The sequence below is a fragment of the Microcoleus sp. Pol17C6 genome, from assembly GCF_036701145.1.
Classification (GTDB): Bacteria; Cyanobacteriota; Cyanobacteriia; order Cyanobacteriales; family Microcoleaceae; genus Microcoleus.
Genome location: NZ_JAUBQH010000138.1, coordinates 1 through 2,715 on the forward strand (window position 1 = coordinate 1; position 2,715 = coordinate 2,715).

Below are 2,715 nucleotides of genomic sequence, written 5' to 3' on the forward strand. Positions count from 1 at the left end.
ATCCCAACGGAAGTCTGAATTTGACTGTTAAATTCACCTTGACCGCCATTACCAATAATTTCTACACGCCCCGCATCGATAGTAATGCTTCCGGCTTCTCCTTTGCCTAAAGATGCAGTCGTCATCACGCCCCCACCTCGGAGAGTCAATACGGGTGTAGAAATATTCATACTTCCTCCCCGATTAGCAGCGTTGGCATCAGCGGAGATAAAACTGGGGCCCCGACTGCCGTTCGCCAAAACTCCAGAAATACCCTCTATTGTGACTGACTCGGTAGCCCTAAGTGTCAAATTACCTCCTTGCCCCCCAGTTGTATTAAAGGGTTGGTTGCCCACAACTGAGCCGCTAGATAAACTAATTCCGCCTCCGTCTGAAATCCTCAAGCGCTTCGTGTCGATATTAATGTCCCCAGCTTGCCCATTCACACCGCCAGCAGTTGAAGCCATTAAGGTTGCTACGGGACTTCGAGGAGGAGTCCGCAGCACTTCTACTGCTTCATTCGCTTTAATGTAAATATCCCCCGATGATCCTCGGTCGCGAGTTATGGTCAGTAAAGCAGAACCATCACTTACGGTTAAACGCCCTCCCTCAAAGGAAAAATCTCCTCCCTCACCCGCACTCCCGGTATATGTGCCACTGTTGACCGCAGAACTGACTTGATCGAAAACCCTAGCACGGATGGTTATCTTTCCGGCGTTACCCGTACTGAAGGTGCCGCTAGTCAATACACTTCCATTGTTCATCAACAGTTTTCCGGTGTCGATTGTAATGCTTCCGGCATTTCCCCTGCCAGCAGTGCCAGTGCTTAGGACAAGTTGGGGGTCAAAAGGGGCGATCAATCCAGATAGCAAATACTTACCGGCAAAAACTGTATACAGAGGCAATCCAATCCCCTTCATTTCTACTGAGTCGGTAGCCCGGATATTGACAGCGCCTCCGGCACCACTTCCTCTTGTCAGAGTGGATACTTGCGCCCCACCTTGAGCCCGAAACTGTTGAGCGTTAATATCGATGCCCCTACCATCGATATTTCCCAAAGTTAGCGCATAAATTCGCCCATTGTTGAGGTTGACATTTCCACCTCGAATCTCGACTTTGCCGCCACCGATTCCACTGGTGTTGATCAATGAACCCTTAGTTATTTCAATATTACCAAAGTTGGAAATCTTGTCATAGTTTAAACTTAATCCCAATCGCGTTGCCCCCAATCCAACCATCCCCGGACTAGCGACGCTACCGAGCAAAATTTGTCCGGTAGATGCAGTGAGATTTCCCTGATTTAATTCAAGATTTCCGCCCACTAGAGCGATAGTTTTTCCTGGCTCAACTCCTAAGCCCATGTTATTGAAAATCGGCGGGATTCCAGCGGGTAATTGTGGTAAATTAAAAGCTGGTGCTGCTGAAGAGTTAATGATTTTTCCCGGATTTTCTCGAAAGTTTAAACCGATAGGTATATTGACATTTAGCAGCGGTATTGATTGGGGAGTGCGGCTGCTGAATTGATACCCATTATCGAAAACTACGCTATCAGCAGAACTTGCTAAAAATGAACCACGCAAATCTAACCTCGCATTGGGACCGAAGACAATTCCTTTGGGATTGAGTAAAAATAAGTTGGCATTTCCTTGGACTCCCAACACACCTAAAATATTAGAAGGATTGCCACCAGTAACGCGAGTAAAAATATTCGCAATTCCGTTAGGATTGGCAAAATATGCTCCTCTGCCTTCACCCACGTTAAATTGTTGTAAACTGTGAAATAAATTGGCTCCGCGAGTTGCACCGCCAGTGATTCTATCTGAGGGTAAGTTGTTGATAGTATCGGGAACAGTCCGTGAAGTTTCCGCACCCAAGCTGCTGTCTGGGATGATTTGGGCGATCGCGGGGACAGGACACAGCAGTAAGAATGCAAAAAATAGGGCGGAAGATTGGCGGGGCATCTTTTAATTCCTGTTAATTTAGTATGAGGAAAATAGCGACGGGTTAGCTAAAACCTGAAGATTACCTATTGAGGTACGCACATACCCGTCGGTTTCGGACTGCGAAGAGATGCAACACCACCTGAATTATACGCTACCAGCGTCACTTGTCCTCGATCGTCGATTACCCAACCTTGAGCGGGAATAATTTCTGTTGGCCAAACGTCTATGGATGCTATGAGGCCTTCTACTTGATGACTTCCACCTACCGCTGGTTCCACCCAATTAAATTGGCTAGAATTGCTGCTGAGGGCATCATTAGGACTGGGTGGCACTCCTCCTTTGCCAGTGACCGTAAATGCGCTCTCGGCCCCTTGCGTGCAGGGATTTGCCGCAATTAACGCAGCCGAATCGACCACATTTTGCGGCAGTTCCACTAAACCTTGAGCGGGATTTACCCCAGAATCACTAAATGTTACAGTACCTTGCAAATCCGGGCCGCTACTTTGGGAAATCGCCGCAATATCGCTGGTAGGAATTAGAGAAGTTGGACTTACTTGCAACGCTGCAAATTCAGCATCTGTTAATCCCAAAATCGCTCGCACCTGTTCGCGAGTTACTGACGTAAACCCGAAAACATTGGGGACATTAATATTAACCCGACCACCTTGAGCCGATCGCGCATTAGCAGTAATATCGCTATTTTCATTGGGGAGAGCCACCAGAATATCGCTTTTAATGTTGATATTGCCACCCTCAGAAATACTTGCATCAGTTGTAATTCTGCTGCCTCGGC

At 47.4% G+C, this 2,715-nt stretch carries 1 protein-coding gene and 1 pseudogene; both read right to left on the reverse strand.

The window, feature by feature from the left end:
• A partial coding sequence (locus QUA25_RS28965; protein WP_333043129.1) for a two-partner secretion domain-containing protein occupies positions 1-1,940 on the reverse strand: 1,940 nt, incomplete at its 3' end.
• Positions 1,941-2,005: 65 nt separating this feature from the next.
• Positions 2,006-2,715 (reverse strand): annotated as a pseudogene (locus QUA25_RS28970) (S-layer family protein); the annotation flags it as partial.